The organism is Glutamicibacter sp. 0426 (assembly GCF_001906485.1).
GTDB classification, from domain to species: domain Bacteria; phylum Actinomycetota; class Actinomycetes; order Actinomycetales; family Micrococcaceae; genus Glutamicibacter; species Glutamicibacter nicotianae.
On the sequence record NZ_MPBI01000002.1, the window covers coordinates 467,746 to 494,296 of the forward strand.

26 protein-coding genes are annotated in these 26,551 nt (G+C 61.7%); 16 read left to right on the forward strand and 10 right to left on the reverse strand.

Annotated features, from left to right (window positions below; all coding sequences use genetic code 11):
* The first annotated feature begins 50 nt into the window (after positions 1-50).
* The 3 genes from BKX98_RS07660 (at position 51) to BKX98_RS07670 (ending at position 3,903) form a co-directional block, all read left to right on the forward strand.
* The gene (locus BKX98_RS07660; RefSeq protein WP_038989677.1) at positions 51-791 is read left to right on the forward strand and encodes a hypothetical protein; all 741 of its coding nucleotides are present in this window, start codon (positions 51-53) and stop codon (positions 789-791) included.
* A gap of 473 nt (positions 792-1,264) precedes the next feature.
* Entirely contained in the window at positions 1,265-3,052 is a 1,788-nt protein-coding gene (locus BKX98_RS07665) for a proline--tRNA ligase (protein WP_073706744.1), read from the forward strand.
* A gap of 59 nt (positions 3,053-3,111) precedes the next feature.
* Complete coding sequence (locus BKX98_RS07670) at positions 3,112-3,903, forward strand: TSUP family transporter (protein WP_143181070.1); 792 nt, start codon at positions 3,112-3,114, stop codon at positions 3,901-3,903.
* Between the two features lie 5 nt (positions 3,904-3,908).
* Here the strand turns inward: BKX98_RS07670 and BKX98_RS07675 are convergent, their stop codons facing one another.
* Together BKX98_RS07675 and BKX98_RS07680 are read right to left on the reverse strand one after the other, a co-directional pair.
* The gene (locus BKX98_RS07675) at positions 3,909-4,250 is read right to left on the reverse strand and encodes a hypothetical protein (protein ID WP_121866437.1); all 342 of its coding nucleotides are present in this window, start codon (positions 4,248-4,250) and stop codon (positions 3,909-3,911) included.
* A gap of 552 nt (positions 4,251-4,802) precedes the next feature.
* Positions 4,803-5,876 (reverse strand): hypothetical protein, encoded by a 1,074-nt coding sequence (locus tag BKX98_RS07680; RefSeq protein ID WP_143181056.1) that lies wholly within the window; start codon positions 5,874-5,876, stop codon positions 4,803-4,805.
* A 175-nt stretch (positions 5,877-6,051) separates the two neighbouring features.
* Here BKX98_RS07680 and rimP point away from each other — a divergent pair, with 175 nt between their 5' ends.
* The 5 genes from rimP (at position 6,052) to rbfA (ending at position 11,677) form a co-directional block, all read left to right on the forward strand.
* The gene (gene rimP, locus BKX98_RS07685; protein ID WP_038989669.1) at positions 6,052-6,618 is read left to right on the forward strand and encodes a ribosome maturation factor RimP; all 567 of its coding nucleotides are present in this window, start codon (positions 6,052-6,054) and stop codon (positions 6,616-6,618) included.
* A 2-nt stretch (positions 6,619-6,620) separates the two neighbouring features.
* Entirely contained in the window at positions 6,621-7,604 is a 984-nt protein-coding gene (gene nusA / locus BKX98_RS07690) for a transcription termination factor NusA (RefSeq protein WP_038989667.1), read from the forward strand.
* A 139-nt stretch (positions 7,605-7,743) separates the two neighbouring features.
* Positions 7,744-8,064 (forward strand): YlxR family protein, encoded by a 321-nt coding sequence (locus BKX98_RS17395; protein ID WP_052253499.1) that lies wholly within the window; start codon positions 7,744-7,746, stop codon positions 8,062-8,064.
* A 176-nt stretch (positions 8,065-8,240) separates the two neighbouring features.
* On the forward strand, positions 8,241-11,141 hold the full coding sequence (gene infB, locus BKX98_RS07700) for a translation initiation factor IF-2 (RefSeq protein WP_073706747.1): 2,901 nt from the start codon (positions 8,241-8,243) through the stop codon (positions 11,139-11,141).
* A 101-nt stretch (positions 11,142-11,242) separates the two neighbouring features.
* Entirely contained in the window at positions 11,243-11,677 is a 435-nt protein-coding gene (rbfA, locus tag BKX98_RS07705) for a 30S ribosome-binding factor RbfA (RefSeq protein WP_073706748.1), read from the forward strand.
* Between the two features lie 118 nt (positions 11,678-11,795).
* Here the strand turns inward: rbfA and BKX98_RS07710 are convergent, their stop codons facing one another.
* Positions 11,796-12,896 carry a ScyD/ScyE family protein gene (locus BKX98_RS07710; protein ID WP_073706749.1) on the reverse strand — a complete coding sequence of 367 codons (1,101 nt, stop codon included), beginning with the start codon at positions 12,894-12,896 and terminating at the stop codon, positions 11,796-11,798.
* A 423-nt stretch (positions 12,897-13,319) separates the two neighbouring features.
* Between BKX98_RS07710 and BKX98_RS07715 the strand changes: the two genes are divergently transcribed.
* On the forward strand, positions 13,320-13,766 hold the full coding sequence (locus BKX98_RS07715) for a YdeI/OmpD-associated family protein (RefSeq protein ID WP_052253498.1): 447 nt from the start codon (positions 13,320-13,322) through the stop codon (positions 13,764-13,766).
* A 17-nt stretch (positions 13,767-13,783) separates the two neighbouring features.
* Here the strand turns inward: BKX98_RS07715 and BKX98_RS07720 are convergent, their stop codons facing one another.
* The 4 genes from BKX98_RS07720 to BKX98_RS07735 all read right to left on the reverse strand — a co-directional run bounded on the left by BKX98_RS07720 (position 13,784) and on the right by BKX98_RS07735 (position 17,705).
* A complete protein-coding gene (locus tag BKX98_RS07720) occupies positions 13,784-15,268 on the reverse strand; it encodes a molybdopterin-dependent oxidoreductase (RefSeq protein WP_038990105.1) in 1,485 nt (494 codons plus the stop codon).
* 198 nt (positions 15,269-15,466) lie between these two features.
* Positions 15,467-16,291: an anti-sigma factor gene (locus BKX98_RS07725; RefSeq protein WP_073706750.1), complete on the reverse strand. Its 825-nt coding sequence runs from the start codon at positions 16,289-16,291 to the stop codon at positions 15,467-15,469.
* On the reverse strand, positions 16,291-16,872 hold the full coding sequence (gene sigK, locus BKX98_RS07730; protein WP_073706751.1) for an ECF RNA polymerase sigma factor SigK: 582 nt from the start codon (positions 16,870-16,872) through the stop codon (positions 16,291-16,293). Before sigK ends, BKX98_RS07725 begins: the two co-directional genes overlap by 1 nt.
* A gap of 170 nt (positions 16,873-17,042) precedes the next feature.
* A complete protein-coding gene (locus tag BKX98_RS07735) occupies positions 17,043-17,705 on the reverse strand; it encodes a fasciclin domain-containing protein (protein ID WP_038989659.1) in 663 nt (220 codons plus the stop codon).
* 258 nt (positions 17,706-17,963) lie between these two features.
* On the opposite strand from BKX98_RS07735, the gene truB reads away from it, so the two are divergent.
* The 6 genes from truB (at position 17,964) to rpsO (ending at position 21,930) form a co-directional block, all read left to right on the forward strand.
* Positions 17,964-18,887 carry a tRNA pseudouridine(55) synthase TruB gene (gene truB, locus BKX98_RS07740; protein WP_073706752.1) on the forward strand — a complete coding sequence of 308 codons (924 nt, stop codon included), beginning with the start codon at positions 17,964-17,966 and terminating at the stop codon, positions 18,885-18,887.
* 17 nt (positions 18,888-18,904) lie between these two features.
* Positions 18,905-19,267, forward strand: coding sequence for a hypothetical protein (locus BKX98_RS07745; RefSeq protein ID WP_083586687.1), 363 nt, complete (start codon positions 18,905-18,907; stop codon positions 19,265-19,267).
* 9 nt (positions 19,268-19,276) lie between these two features.
* Complete coding sequence (locus BKX98_RS07750; protein WP_174787679.1) at positions 19,277-19,744, forward strand: hypothetical protein; 468 nt, start codon at positions 19,277-19,279, stop codon at positions 19,742-19,744.
* A 64-nt stretch (positions 19,745-19,808) separates the two neighbouring features.
* Positions 19,809-20,762: a bifunctional riboflavin kinase/FAD synthetase gene (locus BKX98_RS07755; protein WP_073706753.1), complete on the forward strand. Its 954-nt coding sequence runs from the start codon at positions 19,809-19,811 to the stop codon at positions 20,760-20,762.
* A 5-nt stretch (positions 20,763-20,767) separates the two neighbouring features.
* Positions 20,768-21,553, forward strand: a complete 786-nt coding sequence (locus tag BKX98_RS07760; protein WP_073706754.1) for a class I SAM-dependent methyltransferase — start codon at positions 20,768-20,770, stop codon at positions 21,551-21,553.
* 107 nt (positions 21,554-21,660) lie between these two features.
* Entirely contained in the window at positions 21,661-21,930 is a 270-nt protein-coding gene (gene rpsO, locus BKX98_RS07765; protein ID WP_013348393.1) for a 30S ribosomal protein S15, read from the forward strand.
* Positions 21,931-22,069: 139 nt separating this feature from the next.
* Here rpsO and BKX98_RS07770 read toward each other — a convergent pair whose 3' ends face one another.
* Positions 22,070-22,807: a type 1 glutamine amidotransferase domain-containing protein gene (locus tag BKX98_RS07770; protein WP_073706849.1), complete on the reverse strand. Its 738-nt coding sequence runs from the start codon at positions 22,805-22,807 to the stop codon at positions 22,070-22,072.
* Positions 22,808-23,110: 303 nt separating this feature from the next.
* On the opposite strand from BKX98_RS07770, the gene BKX98_RS07775 reads away from it, so the two are divergent.
* On the forward strand, positions 23,111-24,781 hold the full coding sequence (locus tag BKX98_RS07775) for an amidohydrolase (RefSeq protein WP_073706755.1): 1,671 nt from the start codon (positions 23,111-23,113) through the stop codon (positions 24,779-24,781).
* Between the two features lie 120 nt (positions 24,782-24,901).
* Here BKX98_RS07775 and phnE read toward each other — a convergent pair whose 3' ends face one another.
* Together phnE and BKX98_RS07785 are read right to left on the reverse strand one after the other, a co-directional pair.
* Positions 24,902-25,777: a phosphonate ABC transporter, permease protein PhnE gene (gene phnE / locus BKX98_RS07780; protein ID WP_073706756.1), complete on the reverse strand. Its 876-nt coding sequence runs from the start codon at positions 25,775-25,777 to the stop codon at positions 24,902-24,904.
* On the reverse strand, positions 25,774-26,550 hold the full coding sequence (locus tag BKX98_RS07785) for a phosphonate ABC transporter ATP-binding protein (RefSeq protein WP_073706757.1): 777 nt from the start codon (positions 26,548-26,550) through the stop codon (positions 25,774-25,776). The genes phnE and BKX98_RS07785 overlap by 4 nt, the downstream gene beginning before the upstream one ends.
* Position 26,551 lies beyond the last annotated feature (1 nt).

The following is a 26,551-nucleotide window of genomic DNA, read 5'->3' on the forward strand; positions in this document are numbered from 1 at the left end:
ATTGTGAAATGCTGGGGGTGGCTTATCATCACCATAGTGAGGAAATCACCATGAAAAAGCGTTCACTCTGGGTGCTGCCCGTAGCAGTTGCCCTGGCACTGACCGGTTGCAGCTCGAATTCGGGAACCGAAGGAGCTGCAGGCTCTTCGGAGGCCCCTCAGGAACAGGAAAGCACGGCAGTCCCGGCGCTGACCGCCGAGCAAGCCGCTGCGGTCGCCAAAACTCTCGGTGGAGACGAACCGAATGTGCAGGTTCTGGATAGCGCTGCGCTGAGCGCCTCGGTTGAAAGCGCAAAGGGACTGATCGATCAGATGGAGATCGAACCAGCGCAGTGCGCGGAATACGTTGCGCAGCAGGGAACCCAGGACCTGGACGGCGTCAACATGGCTGCAGCGATTGTCGTCGGCGAGGCCGGTGAGAGCAGCAGCTATTCGGTCGCTGGCTACGAGGATGCTGCCAAGCTGGAAGCAATCAACAAGATGGCAGATGCCAAGGACTTGCAGGGTTGCGAGGACTTCTCGATGAAGGTAGCAGGCCAGGAAGTTTCGGCCTCTGCCAAGATCCTGGATGCTGAGTCTGACGCAGACAAGACTATCGCTACCCACACCGCCATGACCATGAACGGTGCTGAAGTGCCGGGCGGTTCGTACCAGATTCAGGGCGTAGTTGGCGACAACGTCGTTGCCGTCTCCCACACCCAAACCACCGAACAAAGTGAAGACGAGGCTGTGAAGACTCTCGTTGATGAACTGAACAAGGCGGTTGCAGAGGTCAAGGCGGCGGCCAAGTAAGCTCGCTTCCGGTGGCGAATGCCCCTCTGGTTCCTGGACCAGAGGGGCTTCGCGCATTTGCATGGAAAATACTTCCAAAGTGAGGCAGCAGCTGCCGATGGATGGAGTGGTCTCAGACGAAGGTTCGGTTAAGAACCTGCTGATGAACCGTGTCCATGGCCAGTGGAGCGGCGCAATGTGCGGACACGCTCCGAGCAAGAATCAGTGAGAAACGCGCACCGAGGCGGTGTCTCGTTTAAAGTCACCTCCTCAATAAGCAAGAACCTTGCAACGCCCAGTAGTGGCCCAGAAGCGGGAGCAAGCTACTGAAAACGCAACACGGTTCCGCTCGACCCCTTGAATTTATTGGGAAGTCGCCGAAAGCTGTAGCATTGATTAAGGCCAATTTTCTGGCCAAAACCCATTTGATTTTGCATAGCTAGTCGGCATCCGGAAATATCTCTGAAGTCGACGGACGGAAAAGGACACCCCGAGTGGTTTTGAAGCTTTCCACTACCTTCTTGCGCACCTTGCGTGAAGATCCGGTTGACGCCGAAGTCGCCAGCCACAAGTTGTTGGTACGCGCCGGTTACATCCGTCGTGCGGCCCCGGGAATCTACACCTGGTTGCCGTTGGGTTTGAAGGTCCTTGCGCGTGTTGAAGCTATCGTTCGCGAGGAAATGAACGCTATCGGCGGCCAGGAAGTCCACTTCCCAGCGCTGTTGCCACGCGAGCCTTACGAGCAGACCGGCCGCTGGACCGAATACGGCGAAGGCCTGTTCCGCCTCAAGGACCGCAAAGATGCGGATTACCTCCTGGCTCCGACCCATGAGGAAATGTTCACCCTGCTGGTGAAGGACCTGTACAACTCGTACAAGGATCTGCCGGTCTACCTGTACCAGATCCAGAACAAGTACCGCGACGAAGCACGTCCGCGCGCGGGCCTGCTGCGCGGCCGCGAATTCATCATGAAGGATTCCTACTCCTTCAACATCGATGACGAGGGCCTGGACGAGGCCTACATGGCGCACCGCGCCGCCTACCTGAAGATTTTCGAGCGCCTGGGACTGGAAGTTGTCCCGGTCTTCGCGCAGGCAGGCGCCATGGGTGGCTCCAAATCCGAGGAGTTCCTGCATCCAACGGCTATCGGCGAGGACACCTTCGTGCGTTCGGCAGGCGGCTATGCTGCGAACGTCGAGGCTGTGACCACCGTGGTGCCAGAATCCATCGATTACACCAACGCACCTGCGTTCGAGGTCGTCGATACCCCGGACACCCCGACCATCGAAACCCTGGTGGCCGCGGCCAACGAGCTGCGCCCACGCGAGGCCGGTGCCTGGGAAGCCAAGGATACCCTGAAGAACGTTGTCCTGGCCGTGACCGACCCTGAAGGCAACCGCCAGCTGGTAATCATCGGTGTTCCAGGCGACCGCCAGGTGGACCTGAAGCGCGTCGAAGCTACCGTAGGTGCCCCGCTGGGCATCATCGGCGAGGTCCAGGTTGAAGCCGCTAACGGCGAAGACCTGGCCAAGCACCCAGAATTGGTTGCTGGCTACATCGGCCCGGGCAACGGCCTGGACAAGGCTGTTCTGGGTACCGAGGGAACCAGCGGCATCACCTACCTGGTTGATCCCCGTGTTGTATCCGGCACCTCGTGGATCACCGGCGCAAACGAAAAGGGCAAGCACGTCTTCGGCCTGGTGGCCGAGCGCGACTTCGGCTTTGACGGCACCATCGAGTCGGTCAACGTGCTCGAAGGAGATCCGGCACCGGATGGCTCCGGCCCGCTGCGCACCGAACGCGGCATCGAAATGGGACACATCTTCCAGCTCGGCCGCAAGTACGCCGAAGCACTGGATCTGCGGGTCCTGGATCAGAACGGCAAGCTGACCGTCGTCACCATGGGTTCTTACGGCATTGGCGTCACCCGTGCGGTAGCCGCGCTCGCCGAGGCGTACCACGACGAAAACGGCCTGGCATGGCCAAAGCAGGTTGCCCCAGCCGACATCCACATGGTTGTCACCGGCAAGGGCCCAGAGCTGCTGGAAGCCGCCGAGAAGCTGGCCGCCGAATTCGAAGCGGCCGGCCTGGAGGTCATCCTGGACGACCGTCCAAAGGTTTCCGCTGGCGTGAAGTTCTCCGATGCGGAACTGATCGGCATCCCAACCATTGTCGTGGTGGGCCGTGGCCTCGCAGAGGGCGTAGTCGAGGTCAAGGACCGTACCTCAGGCGAACGCCGCGACGTCAAGGTCGAGGACGTCGTTGGGGAGCTGTCTGCCTAAGAGCGCGGCAGCCGAAAACTGAATAGGGGAGTAGCGCGGTGCAAGAGATCTTGGAATTGCTGTCCGTCAACGGTGAACCCGTCTCCTTCTGGCCCCTGGCCTTGCTGCTTCTGGCAGCCTTGGGCGCTGGATGGATCGACGCGGTGGTTGGCGGCGGCGGCCTGATCCAATTGCCCGCGCTGCTTCTTTTCCCCGGCATCACTCCGGTGCAGGCGTTGGCCACGAATAAGCTCGGCTCGATCTTCGGGACTGCAACCAGCGCGGTGACCTACTACCGGCGCACCAGCCCGGATTTGAAAACTGCGATTCCGATGGCATTGACCGCGATGCTCGGGGCGTTCGGCGGAGCCGCGCTGGCAACAATACTTCCAGCCGAAGCGATTCAGCCCATCATCATCGCAGCACTCATTGCGGTGCTGCTCTTCACGATCCTCAAGCCCAAAGCGGGGGAGCTGTCGCGCCTGCGCTACACCGGGCATGGGCACTATCTGCGCGCCATCCTGATCGGGCTGCTGATCGGCGGCTACGACGGGATGATCGGGCCAGGCACTGGATCGTTCTTGATCATCGCCATGGTGACGGTGCTGGGCTACAACTTCCTGCAGTCCTCCGCCAAGGCGAAGATCGTGAACCTGTGCACCAATCTGGGTGCGTTGCTGCTCTTCGTCCCGACGGGGCACGTCTTGGTAGCCTTAGGCCTGGCCATGGGCTTGATGAATATGCTCGGCGGCTACCTCGGCGCGCGCATGGCCATCTCAAAGGGCAGCGCCTTCATACGCATCGTCTTCGTGATCGTCGTTTCGGCACTGATCATCAAGCTCGGTTCGGACCTGATCCTGGCCGGCAACTGAAAGGTCTAGCGGCTTCCGGCAGCTGATGTGCTAATTGGCGGGTAACCGGCATGATGCTGGACCTGTTGCGGTTCCATGGCATGAACCATGGAACTGGTCGGCATTTGCGCGATCCTGAAGGTCAGGAAGCTAGAGCCTAATGCGGCTTTGTAGAGTTGGGCAATTGTCGTGCGGGGTTCCAGCGGATCCACGGTCTTCAACGCGGTGGAACCGATTGATACGTACAAGAACCACAAATCGTTGTTCTCGGGGTCGAGGGTAGCGACCAGCACCGGAGGCTGATGCGCGGCTACGAGCGACATGACGTCGTTGACAGATTCTCCGGATTGAGCAATGACAATGGGCATGCCCTGAATCCAACCATGTGCGCTGAGCTGCGCACGACCTTGCCGTGAACTGATCACTTCGCTGACCAGTTCAGCTATCGTCGAACGCATGTATCGACCTGACATTTCACTACCTCCAATTGACGACCTAGCTGCAAGTGGTTAGTTCCCCAATAAGTGGAAGAAAGCGGAAATTTTCACTCCGTTTTAGCGGAGCTGAATGCCGAATCTTAAGCACTTGTTATTCACCATAGACCCTTTGGCAGTGAATATCGAGAGCAGTTGAGTAGGAATGAAATTCATGTAGTTACAGCTCCATTCGATGGTGGAGTGAATAGGGAAGACTGGTAACTGAAATTACGGTCGATTACGAAAAACCGGTATCGGGTATGCCAGTTTCAACGAGACGCAAGGTTAAAAACCACTGATCGTTGAAACATTGCCTGCTTCATCTCGACAGAAACGTCTGTTCCAACCCAGGCCATAATTCGCCGTGGAGAATAAAGGTTGTAATTATTTCGTGATAAATCAACGACGTGGGAAATATGCCAGAAAAATCTGCTGGAACTCAAGCTATTTCTTGGACTCGACAGTTTCCAAGAGACGGTAGTCACTACTTGATCCGTGCAGTTCGCGGAGAGCTTGGAATGCTAGGGCGGAAATTTCCAATCCAGCGGCGCCATCGGTATTTCCCGCTGCTACGACCAGCGCTTCAGCAAAATCTTCTTCGGCTGCTGCGGAGAGCTTGGCTAGTTCTTCCAGTCCGCCTTCGGGCAATGCATAGGCGGGCTCGCGCAGGTCTGCACACCGGTCGTCAACGACGTCGCGCAGGCCGCGAAGCTGATTTCCCAATTCGCTGCGCCGATCTTCAATGGCATCCTCGGCTGACTCAGCGCCACGAGCAGCCGTGAGCTGAAGAAGGAAATCCAGCGCGTAGCCGCGGTCCAGTGCACGGGCGACGGCCGTTGGCTCGATGTCCTGCGCTCCGGTGATTTCCATAGCCGGATCCAGCAGATCTGCATGCGGCAGGCAGGCTACCAGCTGGTCATTCTGCTTTTCCTCGCCCGCGACTTTGCTCAGCGGCAGGGCCAAGCCGTGGTCGCGCTCGTCACCTGATGATGCAACTGCACGGCGGGCATCCAGATTGATCTGGAAGGCAATCTCGGCCAGTTTCGAATCCCTGGGAAGCGACGGCTCCTCGAATGCAGGCATCTGTGCCGAGGCATTGGCGACATTCGTGGCAAGGGCAACCAGTGCGTCGGGGGAGTAGCGTTGCGGCAACGCCGCAGGTTCTTGGTCATCGAAACGCAATTCGCCGAGCAGCGCTGAACCCTGCGACAAGGAAGTTGCCAGTGCGGACAGCTGCGACGCGTTTTCCTCGGGTGCCAGTTTGGCCAAAGCCTGGGCCTGGGATGCCAGATCCGCGAGCTTTGCTCCCTGTTCCCACATCGTGCGTTGATCGGCGCTGGCCTCGCTGACTTGTTCGGGCAGTCCGTGCTCGACCAGAGCACCATGAAAGAGCGTGCTGCCTATTCCCCACGTCACTCCCACGGCAACTGCGCCAGCCAAGGCCGGAGCAATCCAGCCCGGAGCACGGCGTGCTTGCCTGTCGGAGCGAGGGGAGGAATAAGGCGTTTTTTCAGTCATAGCGTTTCGATCATGCCATGATCAACACAGGCAATGAGGGCATTGGCGGTGCCGCGCGCCAAGATGAATGGAAAATGGGCGTGAGTTCCTTCACCTGTGCCCGTTTGGATGTTCTCAATGAGCGGAACGCAATATAGGCTTAAAGGACAACATCGAATAGCGTGGGAGGATATCCATGACCGGAATGCCGGCCGATACCGAACAGGAAGCGCAGCGTCTGACTGCATTGCTCTCCAAAGACGTAGAATCCCACGGGCTTCTCTTAGAAGAAGTCACCTTGCGTCCCTCCGGCAAGCAAATGATCCTGCAGATCATCGTCGACAAAGCTGACGGGCATGAAACGCTGGATCTCGATGAACTTGGCGAAGTCACCACCACCATCTCCAATGCCCTGGACAAGGACGCCGTCTATGCGAATGCGGCTCCATACGAACTCGAAGTCAGTTCCCCTGGACTCTCCCGACCGTTGACTGCCCAGCGCCACTGGATCCGCGCCATCAACCGCATGGTCAAGCTTTCACTGGCGGACGGCACGAAGCTCCGCGGACGCCTGCTAGAGGTCAACGAAAATGACGTGCTGGTTGCCGAGCACCGCGAGCCGGCCAAGAAGGGCATGAAGGTCAAGGTGCTCGAACCTGCGACCCATGCATTTGAAAATATCCGCAAAGCAGTTGTCGATCCAGAACTGAACTTCGACGACGCGCTCTTGGACACTGTCGATACTGAAGATTTGGAGGGCTAAGCGTGGATATTGATATGAATGCGCTGCGCATCCTGGAAAAAGACCGCGACATCCCGATGGATGTCTTGATTCCAACCATCGAGTCGGCCCTGCTGCTGGCCTACAACAAGACCGAAGGTGCCATGCCTGGCGCTCGCGCGCATATTGAGCGCAGCAACGGCCATGTGGCGATCCTGGTGGAAGACCGCGATAACGCTGGCGTGCTGCTGGGCGAATTCGACGATACTCCTCACGGCTTCGGCCGCATTGCCGCTTCGACCGCACGCCAGGTGATCATGCAGCGTCTGCGGGAAGCAGAAGATGCGCAGGTCGTTGGCGAGTACGCGGCCCGTGTCGGCACCTTGATCTCCGGCGTCATCCAGCAGGGCTACTCCTCGCACATGGTGCAGGTCAAGCTCGGCGACTTGGAAGCGCTGCTGCCGCCGGTCGAGCAGTCGCCAGGCGAGAAGTACCAGCACGGCAACCGCCTGCGCGCCTACGTTGTCTCGGCCGAGCGCGGCAACAAGGGCCCGGCCATTACCCTGTCGCGCTCCCACCCGAACCTGGTTCGCCGGCTGTTCGAAATGGAAGTTCCGGAAATCGCTGACGGCACCGTCGCGGTCGAGGCGCTGGCCCGCGAAGCTGGCCACCGCACCAAGATCGCCGTGCGTGCAACCAAGGCCGGCGTCAACGCCAAGGGCGCCTGCATTGGCGAAATGGGAACCCGCGTGCGCGCTGTGATGAACGAGCTGAATGACGAAAAGATCGACATCGTCGATTACAACGAGGATCCAGCAAAATTCATCGCAGCGGCTCTGTCCCCGTCGAAAGTCATCTCGGTGGAGATCCTGGACGAAAGTGAACGCCGTGCCCGCGTGGTTGTCCCCGACTCCCAGCTCTCGCTGGCGATCGGCAAGGAAGGGCAGAATGCCCGCCTCGCAGCCAAGCTGACCGGTTGGCGCATCGACATCCTGGCCGCATCGGGCGGCAAGGAACCGCAGCTGTAAGCAGCTGCCGAAGAATTCCGGTTCAGCGTGCTGGACGCCTGGTTGCGTGTGAGCCGCATCTCATGCGCGCTATGGCGTCCAAACGCGCTAGACTAGTAGATGGCTCGTAATAACTTGGGAAGGTGGCGACGGCGCTCGCATGAAGCTGCATCAGCAACGCACGTGCATTGGCTGTCGAACCGTAACCAATAAGAACGAGCTGCTCCGTTGGGTCCTCAAAGACGGTGCACCGCTGCGTGCGGTGAATCTGGATCTGCAAGGTTCCGCTTTCGGGCGGGGCGCTTGGACCCACGGGACCGAAAAGTGTGTGCAGCAAGCAGTGCAGCGCCGAGCGTTCGCGCGGACCTTCAGATCCGCGGTAGACGATTCGCAGGTACTGCAGGAATTCACTGCATACGAAGATCAGTTGGCAGCAAGCCAGCTATCTGGCAAACATGATGAAAGCGGGTCAGAAATCTGATGGCAACCCGATGAGTCGGCAATGCTGAGCGCACAACGATGAATTATCAGTTCTGCGTGATCCACCGTGCGACGGAAGAATTTCACGAATTACACAGCTGATCTGCCAGACCGCTGATCCAAAGATTTATCTTTTGATACCGGGGTTTGAGCAGATCACATCGACACAGGAGAGATGTGGCTAAACCCCGCGTTCACGAGCTCGCCAAAGAGCTCGGAATCACTTCAAAAGAAGCACTAACCAAGTTGCAGGACATGGGCGAATTCGTTCGTTCCGCTTCCTCGACCGTTGAACCACCCGTAGCGCGCAAGCTGCGCGACGCATTCCCGGGTTCGAACGGTGCCGCCAAGCCAGCAGCAGCTGCGAAGCCAGCCGCCGCCAAGCCAGCGACCCCTGGAGCTCCAAAGCCGGCAGCTACCCCAGGTGGCTCGGCGCCGAAGCCAGGCGCCAAGCCGGCTCCGGCTCCTGCTGCACCAGCAGCACCTGCCGCTCCAACCGCGAAGGCAACCCCTGGCGCTCCATTGCCGGGTGCAGCCCCAGCACCGAAGCCAGGCGCCAAGCCGGCTCCAAAGCCAGGCGCTCCGCGCCCAGGCAACAACCCGTTCTCGTCCCAGCAGGGAATGCGCGGCGCTGAGTCCGGCGAACGCCGTGGCGGCGGCAGCCGCGAAGGCGGTCGTGCCCCACGTCCAGGCGCCCCACGTCCGGGCGGTCCACGTCCAGGCAACAACCCGTTCTCCTCGCAGCAGGGCATGCGCGGCGAAGGTGGCCAGGGCGGTCCTCGTCCGCCACGTGACGGCCAGCGCGGTCCACGTCCAGCTGGTGCTGGCGGTCCACGCCCGGCCCGCGACGGCCAGGGCGGCCCACGCCCGCCACGCGATGGCCAGCGCGGTCCACGTCCAGCCGGCGCAGGCGGCCCACGCCCAGCAGGCCAGGGCGCTCCACGCCCAGCTGGTGCAGGCGGTCCACGCCCAGGCGCCGGCACCACTGCAACTCCGCGCATGATGCCTAACCGCACCGATCGTCCAGCCCCAGCAGGCGGCGGACGTCCGGGTGCAGGTGCCGGCGGACGCGGTCGCCCAGGTGGCGGCGGCGGTGGCGGCACCGGTGGCGGCTTCCGCCCAGGCGCACCACGCGGCCGCGGTGGCGTTGGCGGCGCTTTCGGCAAGGGAGGCGCCGGTCGCGGCAAGCAGCGCAAGTCCAAGCGCGCAAAGCGCCAGGAATTGGAGCAGATGAGTGCTCCGTCATTGGGCGGCGTGAATGTTCCGCGCGGCACCGGTGACACCGAGATCCGTCTGCGCCGCGGCGCGTCGATCACCGATTTCGCTGACAAGATTGGCGCCAACCCGGCCGCGCTGGTGACCGTGCTGTTCCACCTCGGTGAAATGGCTACCGCAACCCAGTCGCTGGATGAGGCGACCTTCGAGGTGCTCGGTGAAGAGCTGGGCTACAAGGTGCTTGTCGTCTCCCCAGAGGACGAGGACAAGGAGCTGCTCGAAGGCTTCGGACTGGACCTGGAAGCCGAACTTGAGGCCGAAGGCGAAGACGTGCTCGAAGAGCGCGCCCCGGTCATCACCATAATGGGCCACGTCGACCACGGTAAGACCCGACTGCTGGATGCCATCCGCCAGTCGAACGTCATCGAGGGCGAGCACGGCGGCATCACCCAGCACATCGGTGCATACCAGATCAACCATGAGCACGAGGGCCGCCAGCGCGCGATGACCTTCATCGATACCCCGGGCCACGAGGCGTTCACCGCCATGCGTGCCCGCGGTGCCGAGGTCACCGACGTTGCAGTGCTGGTTGTCGCAGCGGACGACGGCGTCATGCCGCAGACCGTGGAAGCGCTGAACCACGCACAGGCTGCCGGCGTGCCGATCATCGTCGCAGTGAACAAGGTCGATAAGGAAGGCGCCAACCCTGACAAGGTCATGGGCCAGCTGACCGAGTACGGCCTGGTACCCGAGGAATACGGTGGCGACACCATGTTCGTGAAGGTTTCTGCACTGCAGAAGCAAGGTATCGAAGAGCTGCTGGACGCTGTCCTGCTGACCTCCGATGTCCTGGAACTGAAGGCGAACCCGGACAAGTCCGCTCGCGGCGTGGCTATCGAAGCGAACCTGGACAAGGGCCGCGGTTCGGTTGTCACCGTCCTGGTCCAGTCCGGTACCCTTTGCGTTGGCGACACCATGGTGGTGGGCACCGCCCACGGCCGTGTGCGTGCAATGTTCAACGAGAACGGCGAGAACCTCGACGTGGCACTGCCATCGCGTCCGGTACAGGTCCTGGGCATGTCCTCGGTTCCGCGTGCTGGCGACGGCTTCCTGATCACCGAAGACGAGCGCACCGCCCGCCAGATCGCTGACAAGCGCGAGACCGCAGAGCGCAATGCGTTGCTGGCCAAGCGCCGCAAGCGCATCACCTTGGAAGACTTCGACAAGGCTGTTGCCGATGGCAAGATCGATACCCTGAACCTGATCCTCAAGGGTGACGCTTCCGGTGCTGTCGAGGCACTGGAAGACTCGCTGATGAAGATCGAGGTAGGCGACGACGTGCAGCTGCGCGTGATCCACCGCGGTGTCGGTGCGATCACCCAGAACGACGTCAACCTGGCAACCGTGGACAACGCCATCATCATTGGCTTCAACGTCCGCCCAGCCGAGCGCGTGGCAGAACTGGCCGACAAGGAAGGCGTCGACATGCGCTTCTACTCGGTCATCTACTCCGCGATCGACGACATCGAAGCAGCGCTCAAGGGCATGCTCAAGCCGGAATACGAAGAAGTGGCCCTCGGTACCGCCGAGATCCGCCAGGTATTCCGCTCCTCGAAGTTCGGCAACATTGCCGGTTCGATCATCCGCTCGGGCACTATCAAGCGCAATTCCAAGGCCCGCCTGGTACGCGACGGCAACGTCGTGGGCGACAACCTGTCGATCGATTCGCTGCGCCGCGAGAAGGACGATGTCACCGAGGTCCGCGAGGGCTTCGAATGCGGTATCGGCCTGGGGTCGTTCAACGACATCAAGGAAGGCGACATCATCGAGACCTTCGAGATGCGCGAAAAGCCACGCGACTAATTGCCGACAGGCAATTAGCAGTGTGACTCACTGATTCGTGGGCGTTTGACCGATAAGCTTTGGTCAAGCGCCCACGAGTTTTGAACCATTAGGAGAAAACCATGGCTGATTCAGCCCGCGCCGCACGCCTGGCTAAGCGCGTACAGGTCCTCATGGCCCAGTCGCTGCGCAACGTCATCAAGGACGAGCGCATCGACAACGTCACCGTGACCGATGCCCGCGTCACCAACGACCTGCAGCACGCTACGGTGTACTACACCGTCTTTGGCGATGACGAGATGAAGAAGGACATCGCCGCCCTGCTGGAAAAGCGTGGCGGCGCCCTGCGCAAGGAATTGGGCCGGAACCTGACCATCCGCCTGACCCCGACGCTGGCCTTCGTCGCTGACGAGATTCCCGAGGGTGCCTCGCACCTGGAGGAACTGCTGGCCAAGGCCCGCGAGAAGGACGCTGAGGTCGCGGCCCTGCGCGAAGGCAAGGACTTCGCCGGAGACCAGGACCCATACAAGAAGGACGAGGACGCCGAAGAAGCCTAGGAGCTTCCCGGAATCCTTCCGCCCGGATGCAATGCTGGGGATCGCACCATGGTGCGATCCCCAGCATTTTTAATTCATGAGTTTCCGTCGCGGCAAGCCCTCCGGTGGATGCCGGTGATCAGCGGGCTATCCGGGCGCTGAGCAGGGTGCCCGAAGGCGTCAGGGCGTTGGCGGTGACCGCCACCCTGGTGCCGTCGATTGCCACATCAGAAGCCATCGGCACCGGCAGCACCGTCATGGACTCGCTGTGCCGGATGGCTCCCACGCCGCCACCGAAGAGCTCGGCCACGAACACCCGGCCGCGGTCATCGACCGCCACCCCGGTCGGGGCATTCAGCCCGGTGGCCACTAGCTGCGTGACCTTGCTGTGCAGGTTCATCCGGTAGACCTTGCCCTTCGACAGGCCCTCGCCCGGAACGCCGGGCAAGACGGCGTAGTAGAGCCACTGCTTGTGCACGGTGATGTCGGTAGGCACCGGCTGGGCCCAGTAATCCAGGCCCATCATGCACTCCGGAACGGCCAAGCCCATTTCCCCGGCCAAAGCCGCTACTTGCTCGGCGATCTTGATCGGCTCAGCCGGCAACGTCTTCAGCAGGGTGACCGTGCCGTCGGCTGCGACGTGGTAGAGGGCGTTGCCTCCGGCATCGCCCACGTACAGGCCGTTGGCGGCCGGAACGCTGGAGTACGGGTGCGAGTACACCTCGCCATGCGTCTGGAGGTACGGGGCCTGGGCCAGGCATTCGGGTGAGGCGTCACGTACGCCGTAGAGCGTCTGGCCATCCGGGTCGTGGGCCACCTCGTATTCGAACAGGTCCGCCAAGGTACGGGTGGATCCCTGGGCATCAATGGCCTTGACCAGTGCGGGCCCTTCGGCTTGCGGATCTTCATCCGTGCCGGCGAGGTTCTCGAAGTAATAGGTGTTGCCACGGTCATGCGAGACGCCCGCGATTTCCTTGCCGGGAGCCGATACCAAGACCTGGCGGGTGCCATCAGTTGAGATGGATGACAGGATTCCGCCGAAGGCCTCGGCGACAAGGTACGAGCCTTCGGGACCGAAAGCCACCTTGAGCGGACCGACGAGTCCCTCGGCAACGGACTGCACCGAATCAATGGACGGCTTGCTGTGCTCGGACGCACCGGCAGCGTGGGCCGGGGCAGCGACGAGCGGCACGGCAAGTAGCGATCCCGCCGCGAGGGCAGCGAGAACTCGGGATTTCATGGGAGATTCTCCTGGGAGTGCGAGTGAGCCGCGACCAGATGACGGCCGCGAAGAAGACGCAGACTTGAACCCGCTGAGTACCAGATGCTTCCAGAACCATGGCACGAGCCTGCTGAATCCGTGGAACACGGTCCTGGCGGCATCCCCCATGGATGTCGAGCCCAGCGGTGGCGCGTGGCAATGCGCTCATATGAATCGAACTCTAGGCCGGGGCACAGGGGTGGTCAAGGGTCCGTCGAGACTCATTTAAAGTGCTCGCGAACCCCGAGCGGCAGCTGGCCGTTCTGATGCTCTGGACCGGTGTGATGTGCTGGCTGACTCGTGCCGGGAGCACTCATGGAACCGTGCGGGCCCATAGACCCGGTCCGAGTTCGTGGGATAGCGTAGCCATCACCAGCATAAGCCGAAACAGGGGTCCCGAGAATGCCAGAATTCATCACCGTGCTCAGTGCCACCGGCGGGAACAACGTCGGAATTGTCGTTCCAGATGACGTCGTTGCCGGATTCGGCCGTGGCAAGCGCGTTCCTGTCTTGGTAACCATTGACGGGGGATATAGCTACCGGAACACCATTTCATCGATGCGTGGCCAGTTCCTGATTTCCTTCAACGCTGAAACCCGCGCTGCCACGGGCAAGGGCGCAGGCGATGAGATCAGCGTGAAACTCGAATTGGATGAAGAGCCGCGGACCGTCGAAATTCCCGAGCCACTGGCCGTGCTGCTCTCCGCCGAGCCGCAGCTCCTTGAAGCGTGGAACAAGCTGTCCTACAGCAAGCAACGAGGCCATGTGGAGCCCATCGTGGCTGCCCGCGGCGAAGACACCAGGACGCGCCGGGTCGAGAAAGCTATCAAGGCGCTGCGCGACGAATAGGGTGCTGGTGAGCAAGGCTACTGCACGGTGAACTGCAGACGCTGCCAACCACTGGCGCCATTGGGCACAGGGTTGGCTTTCTCGCGGGTCTGCATCTTGCCCTGCGCATCATAGGCTCGCACCGACGCCGCATGCATGCCCGGTGCCGCGTCCTTCCACACGAAGCGCCACTGCCGCCATGTATCCAGCGACGCTTCGGCGGCCAGCTGCGCATCCTCCCAGGGGCCGTCATCGATCTGCACCTGCACGCGTGAAATGCCCCGGGTCTGCGCCCAAGCAGTTCCGCCCAAGACAACTTCCCCTGCAGGGACCTCGGCGAAGGGCCGAGGCGTGTCGATGCGGGAGGACATCTTGATGGGACCGCGTTCAGACCAGCCGCGGGTAGTCCAATAGGCGGCCTTGTCCTCGAAACGCGTCACCTCCAAATCAATCACCCATTTGGTGGCCGAGACATAGCCGTAGAGGCCGGGAACCACCATGCGCACGGGGAATCCGTGGTCGAAGGGCAGCGGCTCGCCGTTCATGCCGATAGCCAGCAAGGCCATCCGGTCATCGGTCAGCGCTTGTAGCGGTGTGGAAGCGCTGAAACCGTCATGAGAAGTCGAAAGCACCATATCGGCGCCGGCCTGGGGAACCGCGCGCTCCAGCACCTTGCGCAGCGGGTAGCCCAGCCACTTCGCGTTGCCTACCAGATCTCCTCCGACAGGATTCGATACGCAGGTCAGGGTCAGATACGTTTCCACGAGTTCCTCGCCCAGCAGCTCGTCGAAGCCGATGGTGAATTCATTCTCCACCATGCCGTGCACGCGCAAGGACCACTGGTTCGGGTCGATCTGCGGCACCGACAGCGCGGTGTCGATGCGGTAGAAATCCTGGTTGGGAGTAACGAAGCGGGGCATATTCGCCTCCTCTATTTGCACTCCTTCGGGCAGGGCCTTGGCCTTCGTCCGGGCCGCTGGCAGGCGCAGGGCGTTGCGGGCGGCGACAGCCATATTGCGTGTAGCGGAGACGGAGGTGGACACCGCGGTGGCCAGTGCCGCGGCCGCCAAGGACAGGACCGCGCCGCGCAAGAATATTCTGCGGCTTGGGCCGGCAGCTGCCGTGCCCTGGCCGGGTTCGGGGACGGTGGCTGTAGCCAGCCGGGCCAGCCAATGAAGAGCTCCGATGCCGGCGACTGCGCCCAGCACCGTAGGGACAACATCCAGCAGGCTGGTGGACGCGCGGGCGGCCACAGCGCTGGCAAGCACCAGCGCCAAAGCAATGATGGCGGTGCAGGCCAACGCGAAACTCCGCTTGGCCAGCAGGCCGATCAGGGCAGAGAGCACCGCTGCCGCCACGCCGATGGAAATGAACAGCGCCAGCTTGTCATTGGTCCCGAAGGTGGCGATGGCGAAGTCCTTGAGCCATGGAGGCGTCAAGTCGATGATGGCAGACCCCAGTGCGAAAAACGGCGAGGAAGCACTATTGAAAAATGCCGAGGCCAACTGGGCGACGGCAAACATGAGCGCTGCCGAACATATTCCGGCTACCGCGTGGAAAACGTAAACCCTGCTGCCGCGCTTGTTCTTGAAGCCCACTGCCACTCACCTCATGCGTTTCGTTCCATGTTCCCCTCCCTAATGCGGGGGAACAACCACTCACAGTGTTTTCGGAACGGGACGCACAGCAGATTGGAACCGGCTACAAGATTTTCTGCGATCTCATAGCGACTGCAGCATGATGGGATCCGTCGTCGGGGCGGGGGAGCCGGTGGCCGGCTCGACGGTGATCCCGAAATGAGTGATCCCCTGCATCGGATCGGAAACCATGATCATGCCGTTGGCATCGCTGCCCGTGAGCATTCCTGCCGGGACTGCGCCGTCGGCGGAAATCAGCCACAGCTCGTACCCTTTGTCGCTGGACAGCTCCGGCATGCCCGAGGTGGAAACCGCCATCAGTCCTTCGGCCGCGGAATAGGACAGCGTGATCGTTGCCCCGTCATCCAAGGTCTGCGTCTTGGACTTGGCATCGGGAGCCCCCAGGATCCGGGCGAGCTCTTCCTGATGTTCGGCCATGGCTGCCATTTTGCTTTCCAGCTCGCGCTGCTCGGAATTCTGCTGGATGGCCAAGCCGCCCAACGCCGCCGCTGCCAGTAGCAGGACGCCGGCGGCCAAGGCGAAGAAGCGCTGGTTGCCGCGCGGTGCCCCGGGCTGCGACGCCGGGCGCGTAGCCGGGGTATCGGATTCACGTTCCGCACCAGCCGTGGAGCCACTGGCGGGGGAGCTGCCCGAGGCAGGCTCCTGGTCCTGGACGGGCGGCAGCTGCTCGGTGGCGCGGATAGCTGCCATGACATCGTTCTTGAGCCGTGCTGGGGGAGCAACCGGCTGCGCTGCCAAGCCGAGCAGTCCAGCAGTTTCCTGCAAGGCATCCAGCTCGTGGCGGGCCTGGGCGGCATCTGAGTCCTGGTGCGCGAGCTTGCCGCGGTCCTCGTCTCCCAGAGCTTCCAGGGCGAAGCTGTCGGTCCGCTCGTTCTCATGCTTTTCCATTACGCCACTCCCATCAGTTCTCGAAGCTTGCCCATGCCATCGCGTATTCGCGTTTTAGCGGTTCCCACCGGTACTTTCAGCAGCTCAGCGACTTCCAGGTGGGTGTATCCGCCGAAGTAGGCCAGCTGTATGGCTTCGCGTTGCGGTGCGCTGAGCTGTTGCAGTGCCCGGGCAACGCGTACGGTCTCGTCGTGCAAGATGGCGTTCTCTTCCACGTCTTCGTAGCTGTCCTGGAATTCCTTGATTCCAATGCGCAGATCCCGGGCTTGGCTCGCTTGGCTGGAGCGCACCCGGTCCACGGCTCGGCGGTGGGCTATGGTCAGCAGCCAGGATGCAGCGGTTCCGCGGGACGGATCGAAGCGCTTGGCCTGCTGCCACGCTTCGACGAATACTTCCTGGGTGACCTCTTCGCTCTGCGCCTGGTCGCGAAGCACCCGCAGCACGAGGCCGAAGACCCGCGATGCCATGGCATCATAGAGCGATTCGAAGGCAGATTCGGCCCCCAGCGCGACCTGCCGCAACAAGTCGTCTGGCGTTTGCACGGAATCGTCTTCTATGGCGTCGAGTCTATTGGAACTCATGAATCCTAGAGTCTCATGCATTTGTGCCTCAGCGGCGCTCTGCGGTGGCGTGGCGTTCGGGAAATAGCTGGGCTGAGGGAACCACGTTCCCGCAGCACCGGCGAAGGTGGTGCATGGAAGGTATTCCACGCACCACCTCCATGCCGGCGGACCTGCTGTTTCCGGGGGTGCTACTTCTTGGCCGGCGGCATCAGGACGGTGTCCACCAGGTACACGGTCGCGTTGGCGGTTTGCACGCCGCCGCAGATGACCGAGGCCCCGTTGACTTCCAGATCATCACCGCTGCCGGTGACTTCAAGATCCTCGCCCTGGACCGTTTTGTGGGTTCCGGGAAGATCAGCCGGTGCGATCTGGCCGGAAACCACATGGTAGGTCAGCACGCTGGTCAGGGTGTCGGCGTCCTTGGCCACTGCTGCCAAGTCATCCTTCGGAATCTCGGCGAAGGCGTCATCCACCGGTGCGAAGACGGTGAATTCGCCGCCGTTGAGCGTATCGACCAGGTCCACGTCCGGGTTCAGCTCACCGGAGACCGCCGAGGTCAGCGTGGTCAGCAGCGGGTTATTCGAGGCGGCGACGGCTACTGGATCCTGCGCCATGCCTTCTACCGAGCCATCACCGGTCGGGACTGCTTCGGCGTAGGCTGCGCAGCCTGGGCCAACGAGATTTCCGGCTGGATCCATGGCCGACTCGCTGGCCATCGGAGAGCTGCTTTCCGAAGCGGAAGCGGTGGGCGATTCCATGGTTTCCGAACCTGTCGAGCAGGCGCTCAGTCCCATGGCGGCGACTGCGATGAGCCCGAAGACTCCAGCGGCTTTGCTGTATGTGCGCTTCATGATTTTCTCCTTGCTTCGCCGCGACTATTGTCGTCGGTTCCTTTCCTGTCCGTGCGGAGCAGGCTGTCATGGAGCATTCGGTGCCGGATGCCTGGCGGATTGGAATCCCGTCAAAATAATTTTCCAGTCCCTCTGTGACGCGGCGTCCGGGCGGGTCTGCAGCCACGCTATCGGAGGGGGATTGGTCCGCACGTGGGATCTGCCACGCTTGGAACCCGCGGCAGGCTTATTCTCTGCACAGCCCATATACTGGAAGGCGTGAGTAAAGCCGGGCAGAACACGCAAGAGCAGGCATCAGGCCTCGTATTAGTCGACAAAGACCAGGGAATGACCTCCCATGACGTGGTGGGCCGCATCCGCCGACTCGCTGGGACCAGGAAAGTCGGCCATGCCGGCACCCTGGACCCGATGGCCACCGGCGTGCTGGTGATCGGCGTGAACAAGGCAACCCGCTTGCTGACTTACATCGTGGGCCACGACAAGACCTACACCGCCACCATCCGCCTGGGGCAGAACACCGTCACCGACGATGCCGAAGGCGAGATCATTTCCGAACGCATCGCAGCAGCTGTCAGCGACGAGGACATCGAACGCGAGGTGGCCCGGCTGCGCGGCGACATCCAGCAGACCCCGAGCTCGGTCTCGGCCATCAAGGTCGATGGCAAGCGTTCCTACGCCCGCGTGCGCGCCGGCGAACAAGTGGAGCTCAAGGCCCGTCCGGTGACCATTTCGCGTTTCGAGATCCACGAGGTGCGCCGCGAAAACGGCGGCAAGATCCTCGACGTGGACGTCACCGTCTCCTGCTCATCCGGAACCTACATCCGTGCGCTGGCCCGCGATCTGGGCGAAGCATTGAACGTGGGCGGGCACCTCACCGCGCTGCGCCGTACCGAGGTGGGCCCGTACAAGATCGGGCTCACCCGCACCTTGGAGCAGCTGGCCCAGGAATTCGAGATCCTCCCCATTGAAAAGGCCGCCGCGGCGCTGTTCCCCAACCGCACGGTCAGCGTCGACGAAGCAGTCGAGTTATCGTTCGGCCGCACCATCCCCGCCTCGCACTTGAGCATGGACATCGCCGAAGGCCAGACCGTTGCCGCGTTCGCGCCCAACGGCGTGCTCGTCGCGTTGCTGGAAGACAAGGGCGACAAGGCCCGTACCGCCTTGGTCTTCACCGCCAAGTAATCCCGAAAGGACCTGGCTTGATTGCCCTGAATGGATTCTTCATCGCCGGCGCGGTGGTCTGTGCGCTGGCGTTTCTGGTGGCAGTGATTGCAACAGCAATTCGCAAGCACCCGGATGACTGGGCGCTGATCGGCGCGGTGGCCACCGAGCTGTTCCTGATTGCCTACGGCATTGCGGCGGTGATCCGCCAGGCTGGCGGCAACGCGGTGCAGGGGGACCCGGTGGAATTCTGGGGCTACTTCATCACGGCGCTGATCATGCCGCCGATCGCCTTCTTCTGGGCCATCAGCGAGAAGAGCCGCTGGTCCAACGCCGTGCTGGCCGCGTCAGCCGCGGTCACTTTCGTTATGGTGTTCCGCATGGAACAGATCTGGCAGTAGGAGTACCCCATGGGTGAAAAGCAGCGCAACTCGCGCATCATGCAGGCCGCCGAGGCCCGCAGCGCCAACAAGGCTCCCAAGCCGAGCCGGTCCACCGGCCTGGGCCGCGTGATCATTGCCGTCTACGGCATCCTCGCTCTTGCGGCGACGGTCCGCGCGGTCTACCAGATCATGAGCAAATTCGACGAGGCTCCGATCGCGTACAGCCTGTCGCTGGTTTCCGGCCTGATCTACATCCTGGCCACGTTCTCGTTGTCCTCGGCCAAGCGTGGCGCCTGGCTGGTCTCTCTGTATGCGGTAGCCATTGAATTGGTGGGCGTGATCGTCGTGGGAATCCTGTCGCTGACCCACCCCGAAGAATTCGCGCATCCATCGGTGTGGAGCGGTTTTGGCGAAGGGTACGGATACGTTCCGCTGGTTCTGCCGCTCATCGGACTGTGGTGGCTGTACCGTAACCGTAATGAGCGTCACGTCTAAAGACGTGCAAGAATTACCTCGGTGGGTTTTCCATCCACCGCAGCAGAATTTCTGAAGGAGCAAAGTGCACTATTGGAAGGGCTTGGATGCCGTCCCCGCGGATATGGCGCCCACTGTCGTGACCATTGGCAACTTTGACGGTGTCCACCTGGGCCACTGCGAAGTGCTGGATGCAGCTGTCACACAGGCCAAAGCGCGCTCTGCACAATCGGTGGCAATCACTTTCGACCCGCACCCGGCGCTGGTGCACCGTCCCGAGAATGCTCCTGAATTGATCATGGGCATCGCCGACCGCATCGACACCCTGGCTAGCGTTGGCCTGGACGCCACGCTGATGATCCACTACACCCTGGAATTTGCGGATCAAAGCGCTGAAGAGTTCGTCCGTTCCATCATCGTGGAGAAGCTGAACGCCGTAGCCGTCGTTGTCGGGCACGATGTGCGGTTCGGCCGCGGCAATTCCGGAGACTTCGGCTACATGCAGGAGCTGGGAGCCAAATACGGTTTCGAGGTCATCGGCGTTGAAGACGTGGGGGATAAGCGGCGCTTGTCTTCGACCTGGGTGCGCGAGGAACTGGCGGCTGGCAACGTTGAGGCCGCCGCCGCGATCCTCGGCCGGCCGCATCGCATGCGCGGCGAAGTAGTGCATGGCCACGCCCGCGGACGCGAGCTGGGATTCCCCACCGCAAATCTGGATCCCGAAGCCACCGGGATCATCCCTGCCGATGGCGTGTATGCCGGCTGGGTCATTGATGAGGCCGAGGTGCGTTGGCCGGCGGCAATTTCCGTTGGCTCGAACCCGACCTTCGATGGTGTCTCCCGCGTGGTCGAGGCGCATGTGATCGACCGTCCCGAAGAAGGGGTGGAAGATTTCGACCTGTATGGCCAGCAGATTGTCGTCGAGTTCATTTCCCATCTGCGTCCGATGGTCGCCTACCGCGGCATCGAAGCCTTGATTGAGCAGATGACCGAGGATGTCGACCAGGCCCGTGCGGTACTGGCTGCCGAACGCCACTAGGAATCATGGCTGAAATACCTTCGTTGCCGCAACGCGCCTTCGTTGTGGGAGCACAGCGCCGCGAAGAATTGGCATCGGCGTTCCAGTCGGATGCCGAAAGCTATGACAAGATCCGTCCTTCCTATCCCCAGGAAGCGCTGGATTTCACGTTGCAGCACCGACCGGCAACTGCGGTGGATATCGGTTGCGGTTCGGGGATCTTCACCGAGCAACTGGTTTCTGCAGGCTTGGAAGTCACCGCCGTAGATCCGTCCGCGGACATGCTCTCGGTCCTGTCCAAGCGCCTGCCGCACATCGAGGTGGCCTGCGCTGCTGGTGAAGCTACCGGTTTGGCCGCTGACAGTTTTGATCTGGTGACCTATGCGCAGGCATGGCATTGGGTTGACCACCCGCAAGCCAGTGCCGAAGCGGCGCGCTTGCTCCATGACGGCGGTTGGCTGACGTTGCTGTGGAACCAGCTGGATGTCACCGTTCCCTGGGTGCACCGCTTGGCACGGATCATGCATGCAGGCGACGTGCACCGGCCCGAGCTGGAGCCGCCGCTGGGACCGCAGTTCCAGAAGCCGGAGCATGGCATCTGGCATTGGTCCATGGAGCTGGACTTCCACGAGATTATCGAGCTGACCAAATCACGCAGCTACTACCGCAAGTCCTTGGACACCACGCGGGCCAAGGTCGAAGCGAACCTGGCATGGTACTGGCATGAGCATTTGGGGCATGAGCCAGATAAGAAGGTGCAGGTGCCGTATCTCACCCATGCTTGGAGGTCCCGCCGGCGTCCCCGTCGGTGATATGATTGACGATGGTTCTCGCTGCAGTCCGCGGTTGCGAGTTTCCCCTGTGAATGCCTCGGCGTTCGCACTGACTTATGAACGCGGTCCAACTCTAGGAGTTTGTTATGGCATTGGATGCCACTATCAAGAACGAAATCATCAAGGCTTACGCTACCCACGAGGGTGACACCGGTTCGCCTGAGGTTCAGATTGCCGTCATGTCCCGCCGTATTTCGGACCTGACCGAGCACCTGAAGATGCACAAGCATGACCACCACACCCGCCGTGGCCTGATGGCTCTGGTTGGTCGCCGTCGTCGTATGCTCGGCTACCTGAAGAACACCGACATCGAGCGTTACCGTTCGCTGATCGAGCGTTTGGGCCTGCGCAAGTAGTCCTTGGCTTCAGAGCAAGAAAATCCCCGCCTCCGTCTCAGGAGGCGGGGATTTTTCTTGTCCGGCAGGGGAAGATCCGCTTAGCCGCGGTTGGGCGCGAGCGCTGTCCGCGCTGCTCCAAGCGGCGTCGCGTCACCGCTTACTCTGCCTTGGCCTCAGTTTCTGCTTCGGCTGCCGCGGCCTCTTCGGCCTTTTCCTGATGGATCACCTCGGCCAAGAGCTTTTCCATCTCCTTCGCGACCCCGGCTGCGGACGCCGGGTTCTGCCCGGTCACCAGTCGTTCGGAGACTTGAACATTCTCTTCGAAGTTATCGGCGGCGATATGCGTAGCGCCTTGCTCGGTGAGCTTGTCTGCGAGGAAGAATGGAATGATCTTGTCCTTGCCGACGGCCACCTCTTCGTCGTTGGTGAACGCTGCAACGGTCTTGCCGCTCAGGAGCTTCAGGCCATGATGCAACTCGACATCCAGTAGTCCAGCTGGTCCGTGGCAGACGGCGCCGACGACGCCACCCTTGTTGTAGATGTCGCTGACCACCTTCTGCAGGCCAGCATTGCCTGCGAAGTCCCACATGGTGCCGTGGCCACCCACGAGATACACCGCGTCGTACTGCGCAGGATCCACCACCTCGACACGTGCCGTGTTGTACAAGCCGGCACGGGTCGTTTCATCTTGGGTGAACTGCACCTGGATCGGGTCATCCTGGTCCACCGTGTCGCGCGGGGGCTGTCCGCCCTTGATGGACGCAAAGTCGACGAAGTGCCCGGAATCCCGGAACACCTTCCATGGGTGCGCGGCCTCGGCGACGTTGTAACCGGTAGGCTCCTTGTCCTCGCCGATTTCGGAAACGCTGGTCAGGACCATGAGGATTTTCTTCAAGGTGTGCTCCTTTCGCATTCGTCCTTCCACCCTTGTACAACCTGCAGGCTGTCGCAAGGGGGACGCACAAGTTGCCAGCATGTTGTGCGGAACCATGCACCAAGATGTGAGCTAACGGAACCTTCCCTGGCCTGCAATTCCATGTGACGTTGGCGTGCAATGACAACGAATCCTGCGCGCAAAGCCAACATCCCAGGTGCGGACTTTGCCAGAATGAATGCACCCGCCGGGCGGCCGCCCGCCTTGCTTCCAGAAGGTTGCACAGGCCATCCGCCACGGGTCCCTGTCGAAAGGAATGCATTCGTGAACACAGTCCCTGACCTGATTATTTTCAACGGCACCATTCATACGCTGGATCCGCGAGACAGCATCGCCACAGCGATGGCGGTCAGTGAAGGAAAAATCGTCGCGCTTGGCGATGATGCCCTGGACCTGCGCGGGGAAGAAACGGAGATGATCGATCTGGGCGGGGCCGCGATCATGCCCGGGCTGATGGATGTGCACAACCATCACATGCTTGCCGGGCAGATGGACCTGTTCGAGCTCAACGTGGCGCCGTCGCTCACCCTCGATGAGTTCCTGGAAGCCGTAGCGGCATGGTCGCAGAAGCTGGACGCGGACCAGTGGGTTATCGGCGGCAGCTGGGGCTCGAGCCTGTTCAGCGAGCTCAACACACCCCAGGCGCTGGAGCGGCTGGATGAGGCCACCGGTGGACGGCCGGCCTTGTTCAAGGACGATGCAAAGCACAACCGGTGGGCGAACAGCCGCGCAATGGAATTTGCTGGCATCACCGATGCGACCGTTGACCCCGACGGCGGGAAAATCATGCGGGATGCAGAAGGGCGTGCCACCGGTGTGCTGCTTGAAGCCGCCGGAGTCATTGTCGAGCAGGCACGCGAGAGCTTGAGCCCGACACCGACCTCGCAAGTGGCCGAAGCCGCTGCACGAGGCATGGAAATACTGCATTCCTACGGCATCACCGGATTCCAGGATGCCGCCGCCTCCTTGCAGCTAATGCAGGCATTGAAAGAATTGGACGATGCGGGGAACCTGCACGCCTGGGTGGTCACCAGCATGCAGGCCAACGACTTCATTTTCGGAACCCATCCGCTGGGCGAGGGGATCATTGCGCAGCGTGAGCCAACCAGGTCCGCCCACCACCGTCCGGATTTCATCAAGATCTTCCTCGACGGCGTCCCTCCGGCCGGTACCGGAGCCTTCATCGAACCGTATCTGGAGGGCGTGGGTTTCCCGGAATGCCATTGCGGCAGCACGACCATGCCGCCAGAAGAACTCGAAGGCTGGCTGATGAGCACAGCAGTGCGGGGCATTTCAGCAAAGATCCACTGCACCGGCGATGCCTCGGTGCGACTGGTCCTGGACACTATCCAGAAGGTGCGCGAGGCTGGCTTAAGCGAGCCGAAGTACCATATCGCCCATGGCCAGTTCATTCACCCGGACGACCTGCCGCGCTTTGCAGAATTGGAAGTCACCGCGGACATCTCGCCGTCATTGTGGTTCCCGGGGGTGATCGCCGAAGCGATGAAACTGGTCCTTCCCGCCGAACGGGCATCCAGGATGCACCCGAACAAGACCTTGCTGGCCAGCGGGGCGCTGGTTGCCGGAGGCTCGGACTGGCCGGTGAGCGTCTCTCCGAATGCCTGGGAGGGAATCTACGGGTTGATCACCCGCAAGGATCCTACCGGGGCGTTCCCCGGAACCCTCTGGGAAGAGGAAGCGGTGACCTTGGCTGATGCCTTGCGCATCTACACGATCAATTGCGCCAAGGCCATGGGGCTGGAGGAACTGACCGGATCGCTGGAAGTAGGCAAATCCGCCGACTTCATCATGCTCTCGGCGGACCCGTTCGAAGTGGCCCTCGACCAGTTGCCGCTGATCACTGCGCAGCAAACCTGGTTCAGCGGGCAGAAAGTCTATGACCGTCTTGAATCCTTGAGCGTGCCGGTGAGCTAGACGCAGGCCCGGTAAGCTGAAAGCCGCCCAGACGCCAAGAGCCCCAGCTGGTGTCCGTGATCCTTTCCGGATCATGGACACCTGCTGGGGTCGAGCGAGTTTTGCCGCTTGTTGTGGAGGCTAGACAGCCAGCTTCCGGCGGATGAAGCCCGATGCCTGGTCAACCACGATGATCAAGAGCAGGACGATGATGATATGCGTGAGCATCGTATCGAACTGGAAGGACTTGATCGCCTGGTTGATGAGCAGGCCGATGCCGCCGGCGCCGACCAGGCCCAGAACCAGCGAGGAACGGACATTCACATCGAAGCGGTACAGCAGCAGGCCAACGAACTGCGGGATGACCAGTGGCAATGATCCATGAGCCAGCTGCTGCAGTCGTGATGCGCCGGTGGTGGACAGTGCCTCTTGCGGACCCTGATCGGTTTCTTCCAGGGATTCGGCCCAGAGCTTTCCCATCACGCCGGTGTTGTGGCAGATCAACGCCAGCACACCGGCGAACGGACCCAGGCCCACCGCGGTGACGAAGATCAGTGCGAAGACGATATCGGGTACTGCACGGAAGAACGACAGGATGCTGCGTGCGGTTTGGTAGGCCAGCGGATGCGGCGTCGTTGTCCGGCAGGCCAGCACGGCGAGCACCAGGGCCGTGGGAATGGAGAGGGTGGTGCCCAGCAGGCCGATCCACAAGGTGACCAGCGTTGCCTCCAAGCCAGGTCGGATGACTTTGTCCCAGCTCAGATCCGGCGGGAATGCATCGCTGATGAAGCGTGCCATACCGCGCCAGCCTTCCACGAGCAGCGCCGGATCGAAGTCAGTTCCGGTGATGGCCAAGTAGTGAAGGACGGCAATCACGGCAATTCCGGTTGCCCAGAGGGTGCGGCGGGTCGTCTTGTGCGGATCCTTGGGCAGTGCCGGTGCCGTCTTTGCCGCGGCCTTGTGCGAAGTTCGTTCCACTGCCTGCTCCTTGACGCGGCTTGGGGTATGGAGGCTCATGCTGCAATCCTTTCGGGGGAGTAGAGAACATCCAGGAAGTCTGTGCTGAGGTTCTGTACGGGGCCGTCGAAGGCGATGCGCCCGTGCAGCAGCCCGATGGCGCGGTCTGCGTACCTCTGGGCAAGCACTGGCTGGTGCAATACCGCTGCCACAGCGAGGTTTTCTTCGTGCGCCAGGGTAGCGAGCAATTCCATGATGTTCTCGGCCGCATGCGGGTCCAGGGCGGAAACCGGCTCATCGGCAAGCAGCACCGAGGCACGCTGGCACAGTGCCCGGGCGACGGCTACACGCTGCTGCTGTCCGCCAGATAGGCGTCCGACCTTGTCCAGTGCCCGGTCAGCCATGCCAACCCGGTCCAGGCAGGCCATCGCTTCTTGGCGCAGTTCTCGCGAAAAGAACGCGGGGGAGAGCGATCCCAGGCCGGAGACGCGGGACAGGGCACCGGCGCAGACGTTGTCCAATGCCGTGCGGCGGGGCACCAGGTGGATCTTCTGGAACACCATGGCTGCCCGGGATCGCGCACGGGCCAGGTCGCGGCCATGCAGATCAGCGAGGTGGACGCCATCCAATTCGATGCTTCCAGTGTCCGGATTGGTCAAACCGGCGACGCACTTGAGGGTGGTGGATTTTCCGGAGCCATTGGCACCCAGGAACGCCACGAGCTCGCCGCGGTTGACGGAGAAATCGACGTCATCAAGCACGCGGCGCTGGTTGAAGGTCTTGGCCAGGGACTTCACCGAGAGGGCTGGGCCGGTATTCAGCGTAGTGTTCATC

Coding starts and splice junctions, on each gene's coding strand:
- BKX98_RS07715 (WP_052253498.1), top strand. CDS start 13,320: ATGCCAGAATTCATCACCGTGCTCAGTGCCACCGGCGGGAACAACGTC.
- BKX98_RS07750 (WP_174787679.1), top strand. CDS start 19,277: ATGGGTGAAAAGCAGCGCAACTCGCGCATCATGCAGGCCGCCGAGGCC.
- BKX98_RS07760 (WP_073706754.1), top strand. CDS start 20,768: ATGGCTGAAATACCTTCGTTGCCGCAACGCGCCTTCGTTGTGGGAGCA.
- BKX98_RS07660 (WP_038989677.1), top strand. CDS start 51: ATGAAAAAGCGTTCACTCTGGGTGCTGCCCGTAGCAGTTGCCCTGGCA.
- phnE (WP_073706756.1), bottom strand. CDS start 25,777: ATGAGCCTCCATACCCCAAGCCGCGTCAAGGAGCAGGCAGTGGAACGA.
- rpsO (WP_013348393.1), top strand. CDS start 21,661: ATGGCATTGGATGCCACTATCAAGAACGAAATCATCAAGGCTTACGCT.
- BKX98_RS07675 (WP_121866437.1), bottom strand. CDS start 4,250: ATGCCCATTGTCATTGCTCAATCCGGAGAATCTGTCAACGACGTCATG.
- BKX98_RS07680 (WP_143181056.1), bottom strand. CDS start 5,876: ATGACTGAAAAAACGCCTTATTCCTCCCCTCGCTCCGACAGGCAAGCA.
- BKX98_RS07725 (WP_073706750.1), bottom strand. CDS start 16,291: ATGGAAAAGCATGAGAACGAGCGGACCGACAGCTTCGCCCTGGAAGCT.
- BKX98_RS07720 (WP_038990105.1), bottom strand. CDS start 15,268: ATGTTTGCCGTCGCCCAGTTGGCCTCGGCATTTTTCAATAGTGCTTCC.
- rimP (WP_038989669.1), top strand. CDS start 6,052: ATGACCGGAATGCCGGCCGATACCGAACAGGAAGCGCAGCGTCTGACT.
- sigK (WP_073706751.1), bottom strand. CDS start 16,872: ATGAGTTCCAATAGACTCGACGCCATAGAAGACGATTCCGTGCAAACG.
- BKX98_RS17395 (WP_052253499.1), top strand. CDS start 7,744: ATGAAGCTGCATCAGCAACGCACGTGCATTGGCTGTCGAACCGTAACC.
- BKX98_RS07735 (WP_038989659.1), bottom strand. CDS start 17,705: ATGAAGCGCACATACAGCAAAGCCGCTGGAGTCTTCGGGCTCATCGCA.
- BKX98_RS07785 (WP_073706757.1), bottom strand. CDS start 26,550: ATGAACACTACGCTGAATACCGGCCCAGCCCTCTCGGTGAAGTCCCTG.
- rbfA (WP_073706748.1), top strand. CDS start 11,243: ATGGCTGATTCAGCCCGCGCCGCACGCCTGGCTAAGCGCGTACAGGTC.
- BKX98_RS07710 (WP_073706749.1), bottom strand. CDS start 12,896: ATGAAATCCCGAGTTCTCGCTGCCCTCGCGGCGGGATCGCTACTTGCC.